This is a genomic window from Kineococcus indalonis, assembly GCF_009906395.1.
Taxonomy (GTDB): domain Bacteria; phylum Actinomycetota; class Actinomycetes; order Actinomycetales; family Kineococcaceae; genus Kineococcus; species Kineococcus indalonis.
Genome location: NZ_JAAALM010000816.1, coordinates 1 through 1,177 on the forward strand (window position 1 = coordinate 1; position 1,177 = coordinate 1,177).

At 77.4% G+C, this 1,177-nt stretch carries 1 protein-coding gene; it reads right to left on the reverse strand.

Annotated features, from left to right (window positions below; all coding sequences use genetic code 11):
- Nucleotides 1-545: 545 nt before the first annotated feature.
- On the reverse strand, nucleotides 546-1,177 hold a 632-nt coding region (locus GTR00_RS21315), incomplete at its 5' end, for an LGFP repeat-containing protein (protein WP_407659768.1).

Genomic DNA, 1,177 nt, shown 5'->3' on the forward strand with positions numbered 1-1,177 from the left:
GGCGCCGGTGGCGCCCAGGCAGGCCAGCAGGGACAGCGCGCCGGCGCCGCCGCCGGCGCGCAGCAGGGCGCGGCGCGAGAGCGCCGCGTCCCCGGGCGCGCCGGGACGGGCCCCGGGGGCCTGCTGGGCAGTCGCGGTCCACCGCATGGCAGCTCGGTCCTTCGCTCGACGACAGGGGAGGTCGCACCCACACGGGTCAACGCTCGTCACGGGCATCGGCACGCAGCGCGACGAGCTTGAGGGGTGGCCGGGGCTCCTCGGCCACCCTGGCCGAGTGCCTCCTGGTGCTCAAGGGGCGCGAGAGCACGACTCGGTAACAACGCGCCCATCACTCCTCCACTGTGAGTGACAAACACCCCACCTGTCACGCCGGGCGCACGGCCGTGGAGGCGCCGCCCCGCAGCCTCGCAGCGCTCACCCGGAGTGACTGGAGCGCACGTCCAGGCTGCGTCCAGCGGAGACCCGGGCCACCCGGCGGTCGGCTCAGGGCGCGGACCGGCGGGCGACCCCGCGGGCCGTGCCGGGCGCTCGGCCGCGCCGGCCCCTCAGCCGCGCCGCACGGTCAGCCGGCCGTCGCTCGCGCGCCACGCGATGCTGCCGCCCGCGAAGGTGCTGCGCCGCCCGCCCGGCACGTCGTGCTCGCCGCTGGTGGGGTAGCCCAGGAAGCCCGTCTCCCAGCCCCGGCGCGCCCACTCGTCGCGGATCGCGCCGAGCACCACGTGCGCGCCGGTGCGCGGGGACCAGTAGATCGAGCCGCCCTCGAAGTGGGTGAACGCCCCGCCCGGCAGGGCCACCTCGTCCGTCAGCGGGTAGCCCAGGAAGCCGGTCTCCCAGCCCCGGCGCGCCCACTCCTCGCGGATCAGGCCCTTGACGACGTGGGTGCCCGCGACGGGGTGCGAGTAGATCGAGCCCACCTCGAAGTGGCGGTAGCGGCCGCCGTCGCGCGCGGGCCCCTCGGCGCGCGTGGGCGCCCCCAGCGCCCGGGCGCCGCCCACCTGCGCGTACTTGGCCTCCACCGCCGAGCGCGCCGCCCCGCCGCCGGAACCCACGATCTGCGCCACCCGCTCGCGGATCGCGCCCATCCTCGTGAAGCCCACGTTGCCCGGGCAGGCGGTGAAGCCCACGTCGCGGTGGGCGTTGATCGTGCGCAGCGTCACCGTGGTGCCCGCCGCGAAGC